The sequence below is a fragment of the Bradyrhizobium sp. MI1.7 genome (genome assembly GCF_055811795.1).
In genome coordinates this window covers 1-17,063 of the sequence record NZ_JBVVPO010000109.1, presented here as the reverse complement: position 1 = coordinate 17,063, position 17,063 = coordinate 1, and the positions used below count along the sequence as shown (strand labels likewise).

The window sequence follows — 17,063 nt, the reverse complement described above, 5'->3', positions numbered from 1 at the left end:
AGCCGATCTCCAATCAGAGATCGATCATTCCTCGCTCGACGCCTTCAATGGAAGGTGGGACCGAAACAGCGCTTACGTCGCCTTCGTGCTTGGGGCAGCGCGAGTACGAGTTCTGGCGAACGGCTTCTCCCTGGCGCGTCGATCGAAGCGATTCCACGCGCGAAACCGCGAATGCCATGAAGAGTCACCAACAGGGTAGAAGGCGAACTGCGTTGTAGCGTCCGAGTTACCATGTCGAAGACCTCTCGCGAGACGGTTGCTCGCTTGAGAGGGGCGACAATGGCCTAACCACCTTTAATCTTCTTCCGTATAGATGTCTTCAGGAAGATTGAATGCGATGTAAAGGACGAAGATCGCCGCTACAAAGAATAATGAAACAAGCGCTAGATCAATATATAGCCACACGGTTCGATGGTTCTCAAATCGACAAATAAAATTACCACGTAGTCTAGGTGTCGCGTGCCATTGCCACAATCGAACTAAAGTTCAGTAGGTGGAAACGCCGTAGAGTTCAGCGCGGATCTGGCGGACTGCGCGGCAGCGAGCGGTCTGTCCTATCGCCCAAATTGCGGCCTTCATCGTCTGTGATCACACGCGGGGCACCATCCTTGCGGCCAGCGCGCAGGATATCCAGCGAAGCGATCGAGGCTTCAAGAAATCACGCACTTGAGCCGCGCGATCATCGCCTGTGTTGAACGGAGAAGCAACTCTGCTACCTCTGACTGAGAATTCCTGGATTCGATAGGCTTAAAGAGCTCGATCGACTGTTTACCGGAAGTGGATCGTCGAGCTCGAGATGCTCAAGCGGCCAATAGGAAGGCGGCGTTTGTCTGCGCCAGTTGAAGAAGGTCCGTTCCCGAGTGCATGGTGGAATCCACGTGATAGTTCAGGAGGGTGTGAGCGGCGTCATACTGAGCCACCAGCACCGAGCCGTCGTCCTTTTGTATCAGACCGGTGACGCCGAGCGCGTTACCCGCTGCATCGCTGTGGCTGATAAATACGTCTCCATTAGGGGCATGCTTGATGCTATCGACAAATGTCAACGACTTGCTGAAATCGAACAATTTGATGAGCGGATCACCTACGTCGTCGGTCGAGACGAGTTTGTAGCCGGTGAACGTTCCATTCGCATCTGTAATCGCTTGGTAAGGCGTGTTGCTGGCTGCCTGGCCGTGGGCATCGTATTGAACGACTGTTTTTGTGCCGTCGGCGGCTGTGGTCTCGATAGAGCTTCCAGTGACGCTGCCTGTGCTCGAATAGTAGACGGTCGTGACGTTTCCGGCGCTGCCGATTTTCGATATCTCCCATCCTGTCAACGCGTGCGACTCGCTGTAGTGGGCCGTCATAGTCGACCCGTCGGCATTTTGAATGACGCCGGTCAGGCTCTGAAAATTTCCATTCGCGTCGCGCATCTCGGTAAAGACGTTTCCGTTCGACGCGGTGTTGATCGATTCAGTAGTGAGCAACGTTCGCTCGCTGTCGTACATTCGAACAATCTGATTGCCGGCAGAGTCCGATGTCGTTTCGCGGTAACCTGTGAGAACTCCCAAAGAATCGGTTATCGGCTGAAGGTCGTGCGCGCTCTCTCCGACAATAGTAGTTGTGCCTTTGCCCGATATCTCCTTGCTGGTACCGTCATTCGTCGTCAGCGAAAGATCAAGATTGTTGATAGTTAGAGATCCAGAGCCGGAAATTACCTCGGATCCAAAATCGACGGAAGCGAGCCATTCTTTGTCAGAAACGACATTGAGACTTTTGAGGCTATCGAACACGGAATTGATATCAAACGTACCCGCAGGCACATCGTTGTCCAAAATGAGCGCCGTATAGGTGCCCGTATGGTAGAATGTTCCCGAATACGCCCCGTTGGAGTATTTGCCGATGGCATCTCCCCAGGGTTGGAAGGCATTGCCATGGGTCCATATCATGATCTCGTTTGTAACGGTTGACCCGTCGCCATTCGGCGCGCTGGTTAACCAGATATCGAATGAGACATTGAAACCGGTTGTATCTCCCGAATAGGTCGTACTGTAGTCAGCGGTGAGAGCTGCGATGTTCCCCAACTGCATCGGAAAAGTGTGTGTCGTATCGGTCGCATTAACCGTATCGCCGTAGGGCGCTACGCCAAAGATGATGTCCGGATAGGCGCGGACCGGGGAGTATAGATCGGTGACGGTGGGGAACGACCATTGAAACGTGGTCCCTTCCGTCAGGTTATTCAAGTTGGACGTACTCTGAATCGTGTAGTCAACGCCATCAACGAGAGAGCCTGGATTCCAGGCATTGTTCGCAACATATACGCCATTTTTGACGATGGTCTTCTGACCACCGACCATATGGATCTCGTAACTCGAGCTTAGCCCGTCCATGAATCAAGTTCCCACAAATGATGTTGGGTCAACTCTTAGGACGAGGCTGTTTCTCTCACTTTAAGCTGAAAGATAAAAAGCGGCAGGTCGCCCGGCAGACACGCTGGGGGTGGTGCTTTCTTCAGGCAAAAGCCCACCATGAGTTTACATTAATGATGAAACTCGACGAAAAATACTGGCACATGCAATGCATGTTGAAATAAGTAGGAGTAGTTCAAGGTCGTCGGTCGTTAATTTCTAACGAATTCGAGGCCGGTCGGGGCCCTTCCCAAAGTGATTGCGTTTTCAGTCGTAGTCCAAGACATCATCCCCAGCGGTTACCACCGATCCGGATGTCCATCGCAGGACGCCGTCGGCGCAGGTCGATTTCGTGGCCCTTAATCAGATCGAGATGGACACATGAGCACCTTTTCCTGGAGCTCGACAAAGCTGTTGCGCTACGCGATCGCCGTCGTCGGGCCCGTCAGCGTAGCAGCGATCCATCTCACGCTTTCCTTGCTCATGCTGCGAGTATTGTCACCGGCCGAATTCGGCGTTTTTACATTTTTGCTGGTAGCAGCTCAATTCAGCTGGGGCATTTGGAGCGCGTTGTTTTGTGCGCCTTTGCCGGTACTCCTGCTGGAAACTTCGATCGCCGAACAGCGCATCGGGATCAACGTTCTTAGATGTATCAATTGGATTGCAGCAGCGTTTTCGATCGTCGTTTTCTTTCTGGTTGCGGAGCGGCTCGGGCTGAGCACATCAGCGTCGATTTGTTTTGCCCTTTATGGCGCTGTCGCGCTGATTCGCTGGTTTGGGCGTTCTTTTGCCTATGTCCGCTGCCAGCAGCTAAGGGCGGTGGCGTCGGATCTGGCGTACAGCGTCAGTCTTCTCGCGATGCTTGCGGTCACGATCAGACTGCTCGGCTGGCCCCCCCAGATCGCCTGCTACTTTTCGATGTTGGTTGGCGCCATAATCGGGGTGTTGCCGATCGGGAAATCGTATTTTTCGCTGCATGTCGGCGAGGGGTGGGGCGTTGCATTTGCCCGGTACCGGCTGATTTGGAAAGACCAAGCTCGATGGGCATTATTGGGTGTGTTGACAACGGAGGCCACCGCAAATGCACATGTCTACATCGTCACTTTGTTGCAGGGGCCCTCTGCATTTGCACCAATTGCCGCAAGCTCTCTGTTGATGCGCCCGATTAACGTCGCTCAGAATGCACTGACCGATTTTGAGCGCCCACAGATGGCACGATTGATCTCAGGGGGACAATTTTCGGCCGTCAGACAGTCTCTTATGTTGTTTCGTGCCGCGCTTGCGGCGATTTGGATTGCCACCGTTCTGATCAGCGTCGTCATATTTCTGTGGTTGCCGCGTCTATTGTTCCCGCCGACCTATGATTTGGATTACGTGGCAGCTGCAACCGTGCTCTGGACCGTATTCGCCGCACTTCGTCTCCTGCAAACGCCGGAGAGCGCGCTCCTCCAGGCCGCGGGAGAATTCAAGGATCTTGCAATGGCTAGCGTTTATTCGTCTATCGGAAGCGTCGGGGCCGTCTGGATGTTGGTGATGTTCGCCGGTGCTCTGTGGTCCATCGCCGGCCTGTGTCTTGGAGCAATCATTTATCTTGGAGCAACCCTCTATTTTGCTCGTAAATGGTTGAGAGAACTCAGTCGTTTAGAGAGAGCGGCCGAATGCAACGGATAGTTATGATTGCCCCCCATTTCCCGGAATACTCTTATTTGTTGTCCAGGGCCCTGTCGGAACAATCCGACGTTCGATTGATGATCGATCAGGCTGCCCTGATTTCCGAGTATGAAGGACGATCACGTCCCGCTGCGCCCCGGGTCGAGGTCCAGCAAACGAACCTTGTCTCAATTCGCGATTTGTGGACGCTTCTGATCGGTATCATTCGGTTTAGGCCTACGGTGATACACTGGCAGGAGCCTAGCGGATTTAGGAAGGCGGTCTTAGCCGCTATTGTCGTAACCCTGGCGCGACCATTTGCGGTTCTCGCGCTTACCATCCATGATCCTGTCCCTCACATGGGTGGGGATGACGCGATCGCGAGGAGACTAGCACCGCTTCGTCGATATACGCGACGAAGTGTTCACCATATCTTTGTCCACGGCCTCTCATGCCGCGAGCAATACCTTGAGGAGTACCTCCCGGCACCGCATCGCGATGACCGAGTTCATCTCACGGAACATGGAATCATCCTTGCGGGAGAGAAGATTTCCAGCCCGACAGGTCCTTTTTCGATGCTGATGTTCGGCCGAATGGAGGCCTACAAGGGATTGGAGGTACTGTGCGACGCCATGGAGATTTTCCTCCGGGAGGGCGGAGAGGGTACATTGCATATCGCTGGTGCCGGCCCCGAACTGGATCGTCTCGAAGGGCGCTTCCGTTCTCTGCCCTCGGTCGATGTGACCAATCGCTTCCTTCCGGCTGCCGAGATTATCGACAAGATGGGCGCGTGCGACGGCTTGGTGTTGCCATACCTCAGCGCGACCCAAAGCGGCGTGCTGTCAGCCGCCTTCGCGAACGGGAGGTTTGTCGTCGCAAGTCGCGTTGGCGGCATTGTCGATGTGGTTCAGGATGGCGTCAACGGGCTCCTGGTCGAACCGAACGACGCCGGTTCTTTGGCGCGGGCATTGAGCCGCCTCTCGGGAGACCCTGGATTGCGCGAGCGGCTGCGGGCAGGGGCGCTGGCAACCGCCCGTGCCCGTCTCGATTGGTCCAAAATAGCTGCGAAAATGATCGCTGAATATCAATAACTCAGCACGAACGGGGTGTGCCTGCTGAATTTTCTTTCCGCTCGGCGTTTGAGCACGCTTCTAAGTAGGGCTCCGTGTGGGTTGCAGCGATTCGAGCAATAGCGTTGCTGCCGTGGGCCACGCAAAATCCGCTCTCACTTGTCCGGCGTGCGCCGCTGCGCGGGATCTGATGTCAGCCAAGGTGCAGGTGGTCAGATGTGTGACGGCATCTTCCACGGGCTGTAGGCGGCTCACAAGAAACCCGTCATAGTCAGAGATCATGGATCTGGCGCCAGCCAGATCAAGCGCTAGCGGTAACGTGCCCGAAGCCAACGCCTCAAGGACGATGAGCGGATAGGAATCCACTTGCGAGAGGTGCACAAGCACGTCCGCGTTGCGGAGTTGGCCCATCAGTTGTTCAGGCGTGGCCCAACCAAGCAGGCTGACATGCTCGGAGAGGTTCTTCTCCTCAATACTTTTTCGCAGCGAAATGCGCGTTTCCTCGTCTGCACTGCCGACGATCTGCGCCGAAAAAGTCACGCCGGCCGCTTGAAGACGCGCACAAACATCGAGCATCAAAAAAGTGCCCTTCGCAACGGAGAGCCGGCTCGCATGTATGAGCCGCAGTTCACCTGACGGAAGCTCGGACTTGTCGGTGTTGGCCGGCACGGAGATCGGCTCAAGGACCTCCGGCGGTAGGAAGGTTCGGATGAGCGACCGTTGGACGTTCGATGGGAGAGATATTTCGCTCTCCTGGGTTTGGGATAGCAACGCGATCCGATCGGCTCTCGACAAGATCAGCCGAGATATCGTCCGCAGGGTCGAATTGCGCTGCGACTTCCAGTTCAAGCCCAGATGCGGGGTCACGACGGTTTCGTAGCCCAGTGCCTTGGCGAGCAGGACGTAGATCAGATCGGGAAGATTTACATATTGGATCCAGGCCACAGCATTGCCGCTAGCGCGGGAGGCGATGAGACGCAACACGCCGAGCACAAATGCAGGAAGCCGCCGCAATGACAAATATGCCGTGCTGGTCCACAGACGTTCGATCCGGAGTTCGGGGCAAATTCGCTCCATTGAGATTTTGGCTCGATCGCAAAACGCCTCGACGCCTCCCAAGTGATCGCGCGTGCCACCAATGACGAGAATTCTCATCGCGGCAGCGCCTCAGCCGCCGGTTGGTTAGACCTAGGAAATGCAAGCTTGCGCTGCGGAAAACTCATGTCATGTGCCTAAAAATATCTTGAAAGTGCCGCATTTTTGCCCTCCGCGGGCGATTGACGCGCGAATCGCCGATTGTTATCAGAAACTTTAAAGATTTATTACTTTTCTCTTTTTTGATGGTGAAAATTTGCATTCAATCAGCTTGCTGGAAAAAGTTCGCGTATTCGGTAACAGCAAAGATTGCATAGATTGGCTGAATTCAGTCAGAGTCAGCCCGGCAATTGTTTCATTCTTGAATGCGCACGCCTTCAACTTGTCCTGCCGCAATCCCGCGTTTTATAGCGCGTTGATGGCTTCGGAGATCGTGCTGCGAGATGGCGTCGGTACCGAATTGATCATGCAGGCAGCCGCACTGAAGGCGGGTGTTAATACCAATGGCACTGATCTAATTCCTGCGGTGCTTCAGTCTCGGCCGGGAGCGCGAGTTGCCGTCATAGGAACCAGAGAGCCTTGGCTTTCAGCGGCTTGCGCACGAATAGAGGAGTTTGGCGCAAACGTCGTGCTTCGCATCGACGGCTTCAAGGATGTCGGCGCCTATGTCGAGGAGGTCGCGTGCGCGGCTCCGGATATCATCTTGCTCGGCATGGGAATGCCGAAGCAGGAATTCGTCGCCGTGGAACTCGTCAAGCGCCTCGATCGGCATCCGTGTTTGATATTGAACGGTGGAGCGATACTTGATTTCCTCGCCGATAGGTTTCCGCGCGCACCTAAAGGCCTCAGACGCTTTCGCATGGAATGGCTCTTCAGGCTGCTTTTAGAGCCAAGGAGGTTGTGGCGCCGCTACATCGTCGGCGGTGTAATCTTCTCTACAAGGATAGTTCAAGTTGCTTGGGTCAGCCGATCAAACCTACTTGCTAAGGTCAGCGGCTCATCAGAGATCGCAAGCAGTAACCCTGATCATGCTAATTCTAACTCCCGCGGACAAGGCCGTGGCATAGAGCCGGGCAAATCCGAAGCCGCGTGAGAATGTAATGTCAGAAGGCAGGGTGAAGTCCGGCAATCCGATCCAATCCATCCAAGTCATGCGCGGGTTAGCTTCCGTGAGCGTGGTGGCGTTTCACGTAGGTCTTATCATGGCCCATGTTGAATATGGCGGATTGCACCCGTTCGGATGGATCGAGGCGGTCGCGAGCCGCGGATGGTTTGGCGTGAATTTCTTTTTCGTGCTGAGCGGGTTTATCATCTTTCTCGCGCACGCAAAGGATATCGGCAAGCCGCGTCAACTGACGACGTATCTGTGGCGGCGGTTCTCCCGCGTCTATCCAGCCTATTGGGCGTTTCTGACCTTGTTTATTGCCGCAGCTTTCGCTGGTGTGGGAAAGATCAACTTCGGCATCACCTGGGGCGATCTTCTCTCGTCCTACACACTCCTGCGATGGGTAAATGAGCCATCGCTGCCGCTGAAGGTCGCCTGGACCCTCCTGTTTGAGGTCTTGTTCTACTGCATTTTTGCAATTGCGATCTTGAACAGGGCGGCCGGTGCCGTCGTACTCGCCTGCTGGTTCGTCGCGATCATGATATCGTCTTTCTTGCTGCACAGCCTAGATATGGGCTGGATGAGCATGTGGAACATCAACTTCTTCTTCGGGATGCTTGCCTATCTTGCTTACAGGCAGCTTCCGGATTGGTTGGGTTTGCCGATCGGCACACTGGGCATCTTCCTGCTTGTCGCACTGGCCCCGCGAGCGGCATACGAATCCATCGAGGCTCAGCAGGGGTTGCCCAAGGATTTGTTGGCGCTCGGAGTTCCGTTTTTTCTAATCCTGCTCGGATTCGCGCTGGCCGAGCGAAGGCATGGCTTTGTTCCGAGCTGGCCCCTATTGGTGCTTGGCGAGGCATCATATGCAATCTACCTTGTTCATTCGGCGGCCATATCGATTCTTTGTCAGATATTCTTTCGTTTTCAGATCGGACAATCGTCGCCCAATCTCGTTTTCTGGTTCATATTTCCGGCCGCGGTCGTTGCCGGTGTGTTGGCGCACTTCTTGATCGAGCGGCCTCTGACCCAACTCATCCGTCGCGGAAAGCCTGAAGGCGCTCAACTAGCTGCAGGTTTCAGGTGACGTATCGGCTCGCGTCTCGGTCCCGTGGCCCACTGCATCGGCCAGCGCTGGACCAAGACGGCACGAAGCAGAAAAAAGACATGCGTGTAACCGGCAAACTTCATCACCTGCAGGCGCTCCGTGCGATCGCGGCTTCGCTCGTCGTCGCCGATCATGCCTTGGAGTATCCCATACGCAGGCAGCTTCTTGGAGAGCATAACTACGCGCTTGCCTGGATACTAGGCTGGGTCGGGGTTGCTGTTTTCTTCGTGATCAGCGGGCTCATCATGGTCCGTAGCTCGTATGATACATTCGGCGACATCCAACAGGCGAGGCGGTTCGCTGTTCGACGCATCCTGAGGGTCGTACCGCTATACTGGCTGGCGACTTCGGCCTTTCTGGTTGTTTCCGTAGTGCGGACGAATGCTTTCAACCCCGTGGACCTCGTTAAAAGTCTGCTCTTCGTTCCATATCTATCGCCGGGGGCGTCGGGCATGAGGCCGATCGTAGGACAGGGATGGACTCTCAACTATGAGATGATGTTCTACATGTTATTCGCTCTCTCGTTGACATTCAGAAGAGGCTTGGGCCTCGCCTGGATATTCGTCGTTCTCGCAGCCTTGGTGGTTTGCCATGTGATCTTCTGGCCGCCGTTCCCCTATTCCGATCCAGTCACTCCTGCTCAGTTCTGGAGCGATCCCATTATTCTGCTGTTTGCTTTGGGCATGGTCGTCGGGCTGCTGGAGCACAGCGCGCTTCGGCGGTATGCAGTGCCTAATCCCATCGCGTGCTCTCTAATTCTCATGGTCGCCTGCGGAGGCGCGTTCATAGCGCTCGGTGGAGCATTCCCGTTGCCGGTATCCTGGCAGATTCTTTTTGCCGCGATGGCGGTGTGTACTGTCTATATTTGCACCAACGCTGTCACAGCCGCGCCTGGCAGGGTCGAGCAGGTACTTGAGACCGCCGGCGATGCGTCTTACAGCACCTACCTCATTCATCCACTCGTCTTGATGGTTTTCGCGACCGTCTGGGGCCTGTTGCCGCGTTCGATGCAACATCCGGTAGCGTTCTTAATTGCCTCTATCTTATTGTGCAATTTGGTGGGATATCTCGTGCATCTTTCGATCGAGCGCCCTTTGGGCGAAAAACTCCGTCATTTTGCGGAGCGCCCGCGGGATCTGCCGAAGCGGGCCCGACTGTTAGCCTAACCGGAGGGCGCTTACCATTAGCAGAGACCGTTGTGGCTCCTCCGGTTGGGGCATGTTAAATGCATGGGCATGATGAATTGAGAAATCCGGGCTAAACTCCAACCCGCAAGTGAGAGGCGGTTCCTAGGATACTTCCTCACTCTAGCTTGAAGTTTATCGAGCGATCAATTTCGTAAACGTCGTAACGACGTGGGGCAAGTTCCCGACAATTTCGGCAAAGGTTGCAGCATGGATATAGGTCAGTTTGACAGGATGATCGGACAGCGCACGGTTGGCCTGTTCAGCCTCGTTTGGCGCAATTTCGTTCTGTTTATTGCCCTATCGGCAATTGCTTTTGCTGGTCTTTTGTCAGCAATTTTTGCCCTACAACCAAAATACGAAGGATTAGCGCTCGTCTTTGCCAGTCAAAGCAGCACGCAAGATGCAAGCGGGACGCCCCAGAAGATTCCCACAAAGGGCGCATCTCTCGTTCGGATAGCTGAGAGTGACGAGGTCATCCATTCCGCGATTGAATCGGTCGGAATGGAAACGCTCTTCGATCACACGCCGACGATGCCGGACTCAATTTTCACTCGCTTGAGGCAACATTTCTTCGCAGGTGACACTTCACCGCCGGCCAGCCTCGATAAGCTCGACGCTGCTTCGTTTCAACTTCGGAACGGCTTGTCCATCCAAGCTGAGCCCAACAGCGATGTGCTGCGAATCTCGTTCCGGGATAGACGCCCGCTCGTGGCCGCGGCTTTCGCAAACGCGATTGCGCGCTCGCTGATCGATCGTTATCTGGAATTATACAGCAGCCATAGCGCTTCGGAATTCTTCACGCGACAGAAGCAACGCTTCGACGATCAGCTGAAGGAGGCTGCGACGTCTGTGAATGAATTCGCGGAACGCACACAGACCTATTCGGCCGATGAGCAGCGCAAGTTGCTGCTGCAGCGTCAAAGCGACTTGTTGAATTCGATGGCCAGCACACGCGGATTGATCGCGCAGAAAAACGGCGAGCTGAAAGACATGCTCGATCAACTTCGAAAGCTCGCTCCGGTCACGCGTTCTCCATACCTCTCATCGCTGGTCGATAGCTTTAAGCCGGACCGCTCGCAGGGTGGGACAGCGCAGCCGCCGGCATCGAGCCAATTGAGTGCTCCTCGTTCCGGTTCCGACGTCAGCGATAATCCGCCGCTTTTGATGATCCAAGTCTACCAGCAGTCGATGGTCAATCTATTCAAGATAAACTCGGAACTCGTAGGCGCGGTAACCCTCGAGAAGCAACAGGCGGCGGAAGCCGTGGCGATGACGGAACAATTGAATAAACTATCGGATAATGAACGGGAGTTTCTGGTGAGGAGGCGCGCGCTCGATCAAGCGGTGGCGAACTCGGACCTATATTCGCGCCGAATGGTCGAAGAGCAAATCAATGCCGAACTCTCAGCGGCGAAAATTTCGCCGCTGAAAGTTTTGCAACTGGCGACGGTCCCGCTTCGTCCGATATTTCCAAGGTACACTCTGGCCATCGGGTCGGCTGCGATCGCCTCGCTCTTGCTCGGCTTTGCGGGCATCCTGCTGTTTGGTAGGAAGGGCCTCAAGCCCGCGGGTAATAAGTCTGACCGCAACCAGGTCTTCAACCTCGAATCGTCAGAGGAATTTAGCCTGACGTCGCTGGATCGAGTGCGAGACAAGGTGTCTTGAGCTTGTCAGCCGCTCGTAAATTCGAAGTCTCTCCGTCTTATTGGGGACAATGGATTGTCTGCGCCGCATTGTTTGTGGCCTGGGTCGGCTTTACTCCGGTCTTCATTTTCGGCGAAGGCGATATGCAACTTGCCAGCCTTGAAGCGGGGGGCGGTGACCTGGCCAAGCAATGCGCTTTCGCGGCTCTTTTTGCCCTCGTCGTGTGGAGGGTGTGGTACGAGGAGGGAGTGGAGAGCCTTGGCAGCGTGCCGGTATGGCTCGCCATGGTGTTGTTGTGGTGCTTGGTAAGCGTCGTCTGGGCCGTTGACCCGATGATCGCAGTGAGACGCGTCCTGCTGCTCGTAATGGTTACTGTAGCCATTTCGCTCGTTGTTCGGCGCATGACGAGCCCAGAGTTTCTGAATGCGCTCTTCATGATTTCGGTAGCGATACTATTCCTGGACTGGGTCGCATTGCTGGTGTCACCCAATGGCGTTCACACAGCGGCGGGGCCAGATGTTGGATTGATCGGAGACTGGCGAGGGGCTCACATTCACAAGAACGAGACCGGCGCGTTTACCGCGATCGCGACCATTGTGTTCATCGACAGAGCCATGCGAGATCGATCGTTTCTGGTCTGCCCGCTGCTTGCATTGCTCGCGGTCTGCTTCCTGATCGGAACGGGATCAAAGACCTCTCTTGGCCTGCTGTTCGTGGCGATTGCATTCGGTGTTGTCGCCGCGACGACGTGGCCATACCGCCGGCTTCGGCTTGTTGTCTGCTCTTTGGCCATCGTCTGCGTGCTCGGATTTCTGAATTTCTACAACCGTGAGATATCCGAACTGCTGAGTAAACTTGACGATCCTGGCGCCTTCACCGGCCGGCCTCAAATATGGGCCATCGCCTCATCCTATTTTGTTGATCACCCGTTTCTAGGGGCTGGCTACGGTTCGTTTTGGGCGATCGGCAAAGCCAGTCCAGTTTTTCAATACGCCGACGGTTGGGTCGCTGAGCAGATTGACCACACCCACAATGGCTATCTCAACATCGCGATCCAAGTCGGCGCCGCAGGCCTTGTTTTGACATTAATCGCTGCGGTAATAATGCCAGCGAAGGAACTCTTTTCCGCCGAACGCTTGGGAAGAGACCGATTTGTTCTGACTGCGTTGTTGTTCTTTATCGTTTTTCGTGACTTTCTCGAAGATTCGATCGTCGATCGCTCCAACCCATGTTGGATCATCCTCGTCGGCGTCGCGGCTCTCGTAAACCGCGAGACAGTAGTTGAGACTTATCGAGCAATCCAAGAGCGTTACCGCCGCTTGCGTGTGGTGCAACCTATTCCGTAGCGCGCGGAGCGCCTCATCTCGTATACGTCACCTCGATCGAATGAAAGAGCGCGGAACCTGATTTTCTTACCGGCTCGACACCCGTAGCCAATCCATTGAAATACTCTTCGCCGGTCAGATAGATCTTCCCTGTTGTCTGATTCACCCACCTGAGCCAGTTGAGAAGAGCCTTCACATCGAAAGTTGAGGCCAGTTGATCCGATCCGTCGCTCGGACAAAACAGGTAGTAGGGAGTTTTGAAGAAATTCGACTGCTGACGTGTGACTGCCCACCTGACGGATGGACTGCTTCCGATGGCGGCGGACTCATAGATTCCCAATGATTCCAAAGTCGCCATGAAACGCCGTGCCGATGGCGTGGCATGGAGGAATACTTGGATTTCGCACGCCATCGTCGCTTCGGTCGATGAGCCAGATGTGTAAAGAAAGAGGTCTAACGCCACGTTCGCGCTGTCCGAAGGTGCCGAGTAGCCGATATCGGCTTCGTGAATTAGTGCCGATATTGCTTTTATCCTGCTCGGTGGAACTTGGGCGGGTGTAATCGTATTGAGATAGTTTCCGTAATCGATGGCGTTCCAGCTCTTTACGCTGTCGTTCGCGTTGTCAGGCCATTTCCATCGCAGAATCGTGCCTTTGGGAAAGCTTTCGGGAAGAAGCGTGATTGTCTGAAGTCTATCAGCCGACGCGTCGTTCACTGCCTGAAAGGCCAAGAATTGACCCGAACTGTATTCCTGCTTGCTTGCCCCTCTTTGATCGGTCAGCGTGATTTCAGCGAGCTGGGCCGGTGGTAAGCCTCCGGAAGAGACGTCGGCGACCACTCGACCTGGGCGTGCAAGCAGGAGGCTCGTCGCTGCCCCCACGGTGATCGAACGTCTATTAAATAGGGGGCACATCGCGCGGTCATTCTTTTGAATTTGGATGCAATCCGAGATCGAACGCTGTCCGAGCTCCTGAAACTAGAATCCTTGCTTAGCTAAGGTGTACTGCGCACTCAAGCGTTCGGTCTACCGAACGGCTAGTATCACCTCTCCTTGCGGGCTTGGAAGCGCCGCCAATGCGCTCTCTATTGCCCACGCAATTGCGCTTCCTGACAATAATCATACTGGCGCGTCACGAGAAATTCACCTGATTGGCGTGCCCTGACACGTCGCGATGCTCAATAGGCGTTTCGCGCGCTCGCAACCTCAAAGGCTGTCTTGAACAGAATCTTCAGGTCCAACAACAGGCTCCAGTTGTTGATGTACCAGAGGTCGAGTTCCACTCGTCGCTGCATTTGTTCGATCCGAGGAGTCTCGCCCCGAAATCCATTCACTTGAGCCCAACCGGTGATGCCGGGCTTGACGTGGTGGCGAAATGCGTAGTCTGATAGTATTTCGCCATACTGGATATCATGCACAAGAGCATGCGGTCGTGGTCCGACCAGCGACATATCACCCTTCAGGACGTTAAAAAGTTGTGGAAGCTCGTCGACGCTCGACCGACGCAAATGGCGACCTACCCGCGTTACTCTCCGATCGAATCGCGTCGCCTGGACGACCTTGTCGCTATCTTCGCCCACGGTCATGGTGCGGAACTTCAGTATCCTGAATTGCTTCGTGTTAAATCCGTTTCTCCGCTGTCGGAACAGAACCGGTCCTGCCGAATCCAATTTGATTGCAATCGCAGCTAAGAGCATAGGTGGCCATAGCAACACGAGCAGCGCCACGGCACCGACGATGTCCAACGCGCGTTTCAAGAACTGCTCGAAGTGGGAGAGTGGCCCGCGTTTGATTTCAATCGCGGAGTAGGGCTTCGAGGCTAGGGTCAGGTCCTGTGTGATGTCTCGAACAACCCGGTCCGGGACCAATTGAACGGGAAGCGGGGAGGCCCGCATGCGGTCGCGTATGAGTTCAAGCCTGCGCGACTCATTCCAGGAAATTGCCAGTACAATCCTTTCCGCTCCCTTCTGCCTCGCGCTCTCCATAGCCTGATTGAGCACGCTCATCTCACTGAAGCTCAGCTGCATCATCGAGAGGCTGTGGCTTGGGAGAGTTAAGCGGTCGATCTCGGTTAAGCCAAAATCCCTCAAGAGCTGATCGCCGTCCAAAGCCGCCAACTCATCCCGTGATCCAACGAGGACAGCTCGACGACCAGCTAGCATTCCTCCGGTCACGGCCCCCCTAACAACGCGCGTGACAGCCCAGCGCGCACCCATTAACAGCGTCGCCGACAAAGCGACAAAGCTGATAATCGACCCCCGCGAAAAGATCGCGCCAACCTTGAGCAGGAACGCCAGAAAGGTGAGCAGAAGCCCGACGATAAGCCAACGATTGATGATTCTTCGATAAGCGGGGCGCGACGAAACGATTGAGCCGAGTTGGTAGAATCCAGCCGCGTGCGCCATCCACAAATAAAGGATCGCCGCAATGCTTCCCGACAACGCAAAGGCATCGAAATTACTGACAGCGCGGCTTGAGAACGCTTGATAAATTGAGCAGCCTAGAATGCTCGACGCCGTAATGACTGAAAAATCGACCGCGGCGCAAAAGCAACCTGCTGCCGCTTGGGGAAATCGGAATCGAAACTCCCTGGTTGCAAAGCCAATTTGATCAAGAGAGGGAACTGTCCGATCCGAGGCCAATTTACCATTACAATTCGACATAAAAAATACACTCAAAAAACTCGGTGCGAAAAAGCTCACCGCTAACGATTTGGCTGCAAAATTAACCTTGCATTAACTGACCTCTGATTGCGGCGCAACAATGACTTCCGCCTTAGACTAAAGTCGTGCGGATTGGCCGCGGTTTTTATTCACCTGAGGTGTGCTTTGCATCGCGCCGCCTCCCATCCCCCAATAGCTGTTGGCAAGCACTCTGAGCGGTGAGCGTGCGCGTGTCCGCTTCTGATTGGCGACTGCGGACAGGGCGACAGCCGCACCAAGGTGATCGCACATCTGGCCCCCGCTGAGACCTTTCACACGGTAATCAAAGTTTGGCTTGAAAGCCCTAAGACTTGCCGTCCACAATGGGTGCAGCGACGTATCGGAGCCCAAAGCTTCGCATTTGCCGGCATATGCATGAGAGTGAACCCAAAGAGCGTCGTCGACCACACTCGAAATCAGCGGTTATGGAGAATGAGGTGCGCCGGCCACCAAGTGACAATTACCGCCCGCCAAGAGTGGTCGTCGCATAGTCGTTGCAGCAGCCGGTTCAGACCAACGTTTGGCCTTCAGTATCGCGAGGCTGCCAAGGTTGAAGTGCCGCACACAGCAACGGAGGCCCATGACCGTAGTACGTGCATCGATTCGAACTACTTGGCGGGCGAAGGTAGTGCCTTACAGCGTTGATTGATGTAAAAAACGGCACCAGCTAGTGCCGTTCTCGACCGAATTGGTAGTGAACCGACGCAGGCCGTGGGGAGTACAAAGGATGACGCCCTGGCTCGGATGCTGAATTATACGCTTCATTGTGACTGCCGTTCGCTATCTCTAGAGATTTGCTGTGCGGCCTCGAGAGCAACTTGGAGCCTGTCGGCCAATTTGTTCAGGTAGCTCTTATCGCGGGCATGAAAAACAACACTTGCGCCGTTCCGCAGTGCGACCTCCAAGTATGAATTTGATGAAACATCGATGATATTGTACAGAGCAAAGATCATTCCGACGACTGTGAATATAGCAATATAGAACGGCCCATCTCGTGGCTCCTGAATGTGCATCAATGCAGGTATTAGGAGCACTGCGCCGAACGCTAAGCACGTCAGCCCACCCACGGGCGTCTCCGTCTTTACCGAAATGTCGCGTATCATGCTTAGCAGAAATTCCTGGCCGTCCAGCTGAGCTTCGCCATTACTGATGGTGAGGTTTTGATCACAGTATGTAGTCGAAGCCGCTTGAGGAGCAGGGGGGAGTGCCTCTAGAGGCTGCGCCGCTGCGGTGGGAAAAAGATCGGAGAGACGTTTCCACGTCCCGAGTCCTTGTTTCCACACGTATCCGGTCGGCCGAAGTTTTCCCGTGGCGCGCATCGACCTCAACTCTTCAATTGTTATTGGTCCGAATTGATTTCCGTCTTGCCAAACGAACCATTCCGCGATCGACATGGCTCCCCCACGGAAACGACATCAAAGAAACCATATTGGATTACGCAACTATGAGCGTCTAGTCTCGAAAGCATGACGCCGCTCCCACCCGCTGGAGTACGAGCCGTCGGTTGTTTCCCAGGTCAGCATTCCTGGAGGCTGGCGCTAGCCATTTCAATTCTGGCCAATTCGTCAGACGACCAGCGCGCCAAGAAATGCCTCTCCGAACCATCGATGTTAACGTAACGGATCCAGGTTTGCACTCACTCCCATCTGCAGTCAGGAGAGCTTAGAACGCCGCCTGTTGTTCGCCGCGGAATGCGGATAATTCAATTGTCGCGAGGTTGACCTGCCCCTGAAGTTTCACCCAGTAGCGGTTAGAGTCTCGGCGGATGTTACGCCGTTTGGCGCGGTGTGAG

General features: G+C 54.9%; 13 protein-coding genes. 8 read left to right on the top strand and 5 right to left on the bottom strand.

Features of this window, described 5'->3' with window-relative positions:
* Positions 1–199, top strand: a 199-nt coding sequence (locus tag AC0L3X_RS43990) for a hypothetical protein (RefSeq protein WP_473317477.1), incomplete at its 5' end; no start/stop codon positions are given.
* A 601-nt stretch (positions 200–800) separates the two neighbouring features.
* Here AC0L3X_RS43990 and AC0L3X_RS43985 read toward each other — a convergent pair.
* Entirely contained in the window at positions 801–2,336 is a 1,536-nt protein-coding gene (locus tag AC0L3X_RS43985) for a GH12 family glycosyl hydrolase domain-containing protein (RefSeq protein WP_354100675.1), read from the bottom strand.
* A 432-nt stretch (positions 2,337–2,768) separates the two neighbouring features.
* Here AC0L3X_RS43985 and AC0L3X_RS43980 point away from each other — a divergent pair, with 432 nt between their 5' ends.
* Both AC0L3X_RS43980 and AC0L3X_RS43975 read left to right on the top strand, forming a co-directional pair.
* A complete protein-coding gene (locus AC0L3X_RS43980; RefSeq protein WP_085399363.1) occupies positions 2,769–4,058 on the top strand; it encodes a polysaccharide biosynthesis protein in 1,290 nt (429 codons plus the stop codon).
* Complete coding sequence (locus tag AC0L3X_RS43975) at positions 4,007–5,128, top strand: glycosyltransferase family 4 protein (protein WP_473317474.1); 1,122 nt, start codon at positions 4,007–4,009, stop codon at positions 5,126–5,128. The genes AC0L3X_RS43980 and AC0L3X_RS43975 overlap by 52 nt, the downstream gene beginning before the upstream one ends.
* A gap of 60 nt (positions 5,129–5,188) precedes the next feature.
* Here AC0L3X_RS43975 and AC0L3X_RS43970 read toward each other — a convergent pair whose 3' ends face one another.
* A complete protein-coding gene (locus AC0L3X_RS43970) occupies positions 5,189–6,262 on the bottom strand; it encodes a glycosyltransferase family 4 protein (protein ID WP_085399361.1) in 1,074 nt (357 codons plus the stop codon).
* Positions 6,263–6,458: 196 nt separating this feature from the next.
* Between AC0L3X_RS43970 and AC0L3X_RS43965 the strand changes: the two genes are divergently transcribed.
* From AC0L3X_RS43965 to AC0L3X_RS43945, 5 genes are all read left to right on the top strand, one after another.
* The gene (locus tag AC0L3X_RS43965; protein WP_144030646.1) at positions 6,459–7,295 is read left to right on the top strand and encodes a WecB/TagA/CpsF family glycosyltransferase; all 837 of its coding nucleotides are present in this window, start codon (positions 6,459–6,461) and stop codon (positions 7,293–7,295) included.
* Positions 7,296–7,302: 7 nt separating this feature from the next.
* Positions 7,303–8,394, top strand: a complete 1,092-nt coding sequence (locus tag AC0L3X_RS43960) for an acyltransferase family protein (RefSeq protein WP_354100674.1) — start codon at positions 7,303–7,305, stop codon at positions 8,392–8,394.
* 80 nt (positions 8,395–8,474) lie between these two features.
* Positions 8,475–9,581 carry an acyltransferase family protein gene (locus AC0L3X_RS43955; protein ID WP_144030645.1) on the top strand — a complete coding sequence of 369 codons (1,107 nt, stop codon included), beginning with the start codon at positions 8,475–8,477 and terminating at the stop codon, positions 9,579–9,581.
* A gap of 228 nt (positions 9,582–9,809) precedes the next feature.
* The gene (locus AC0L3X_RS43950) at positions 9,810–11,267 is read left to right on the top strand and encodes a GumC domain-containing protein (protein ID WP_354100673.1); all 1,458 of its coding nucleotides are present in this window, start codon (positions 9,810–9,812) and stop codon (positions 11,265–11,267) included.
* Positions 11,264–12,592 carry an O-antigen ligase family protein gene (locus tag AC0L3X_RS43945; protein ID WP_144030644.1) on the top strand — a complete coding sequence of 443 codons (1,329 nt, stop codon included), beginning with the start codon at positions 11,264–11,266 and terminating at the stop codon, positions 12,590–12,592. Before AC0L3X_RS43950 ends, AC0L3X_RS43945 begins: the two co-directional genes overlap by 4 nt.
* A 13-nt stretch (positions 12,593–12,605) precedes the next feature.
* Here the strand turns inward: AC0L3X_RS43945 and AC0L3X_RS43940 are convergent, their stop codons facing one another.
* The 3 genes from AC0L3X_RS43940 to AC0L3X_RS43930 all read right to left on the bottom strand — a co-directional run bounded on the left by AC0L3X_RS43940 (position 12,606) and on the right by AC0L3X_RS43930 (position 16,665).
* Positions 12,606–13,409, bottom strand: a complete 804-nt coding sequence (locus tag AC0L3X_RS43940) for a hypothetical protein (RefSeq protein WP_144030643.1) — start codon at positions 13,407–13,409, stop codon at positions 12,606–12,608.
* Positions 13,410–13,747: 338 nt separating this feature from the next.
* Positions 13,748–15,232 carry an undecaprenyl-phosphate glucose phosphotransferase gene (locus tag AC0L3X_RS43935; protein WP_085399354.1) on the bottom strand — a complete coding sequence of 495 codons (1,485 nt, stop codon included), beginning with the start codon at positions 15,230–15,232 and terminating at the stop codon, positions 13,748–13,750.
* A gap of 800 nt (positions 15,233–16,032) precedes the next feature.
* The gene (locus AC0L3X_RS43930; RefSeq protein ID WP_085399353.1) at positions 16,033–16,665 is read right to left on the bottom strand and encodes a DUF4339 domain-containing protein; all 633 of its coding nucleotides are present in this window, start codon (positions 16,663–16,665) and stop codon (positions 16,033–16,035) included.
* Positions 16,666–17,063: the final 398 nt, after the last annotated feature.

Coding starts and splice junctions, on each gene's coding strand:
- AC0L3X_RS43950 (WP_354100673.1), top strand. CDS start 9,810: ATGGATATAGGTCAGTTTGACAGGATGATCGGACAGCGCACGGTTGGC.
- AC0L3X_RS43985 (WP_354100675.1), bottom strand. CDS start 2,336: ATGGTCGGTGGTCAGAAGACCATCGTCAAAAATGGCGTATATGTTGCG.
- AC0L3X_RS43975 (WP_473317474.1), top strand. CDS start 4,007: ATGGTTGAGAGAACTCAGTCGTTTAGAGAGAGCGGCCGAATGCAACGG.
- AC0L3X_RS43930 (WP_085399353.1), bottom strand. CDS start 16,665: ATGTCGATCGCGGAATGGTTCGTTTGGCAAGACGGAAATCAATTCGGA.
- AC0L3X_RS43980 (WP_085399363.1), top strand. CDS start 2,769: ATGAGCACCTTTTCCTGGAGCTCGACAAAGCTGTTGCGCTACGCGATC.
- AC0L3X_RS43935 (WP_085399354.1), bottom strand. CDS start 15,232: ATGTCGAATTGTAATGGTAAATTGGCCTCGGATCGGACAGTTCCCTCT.
- AC0L3X_RS43955 (WP_144030645.1), top strand. CDS start 8,475: ATGCGTGTAACCGGCAAACTTCATCACCTGCAGGCGCTCCGTGCGATC.
- AC0L3X_RS43970 (WP_085399361.1), bottom strand. CDS start 6,262: ATGAGAATTCTCGTCATTGGTGGCACGCGCGATCACTTGGGAGGCGTC.
- AC0L3X_RS43960 (WP_354100674.1), top strand. CDS start 7,303: ATGTCAGAAGGCAGGGTGAAGTCCGGCAATCCGATCCAATCCATCCAA.